Raw genomic sequence first — 239 nt, 5'->3', positions numbered from 1 at the left:
GGTATTTTTTTCTAGTACAAATGGGGGTGATGATCGTTGCAATGCTGCTAGACGCAATAATATTCAGCTCAGAGACAGGTTTATTTTACATAGTAGCAGTACTTGGTTTATTTCTGCCTGGTCTTGCCGTTACTATCCGCCGCTTGCATGATACTAGCCGCTCAGGATGGTGGTTTTTGATAGGGATAGTGCCACTGATAGGCTCTATTATATTGCTAGTATTCCTAGCGAGTGATACC

Annotated in this window: 1 protein-coding gene; it reads left to right on the top strand. The window is 42.7% G+C overall.

All coding sequences use genetic code 11. The features are described from left to right. Window positions 1-239, top strand: a 239-nt coding sequence (locus SB725_RS33715) for a DUF805 domain-containing protein (RefSeq protein ID WP_410923760.1), incomplete at both ends; no start/stop codon positions are given.

It is taken from the genome of Pseudomonas sp. SIMBA_041 (assembly GCF_046535095.1).
In the GTDB taxonomy this organism is placed as follows: domain Bacteria; phylum Pseudomonadota; class Gammaproteobacteria; order Pseudomonadales; family Pseudomonadaceae; genus Aquipseudomonas; species Aquipseudomonas mucoides.
This window is presented reverse-complemented; position numbering and strand designations above follow the sequence as displayed.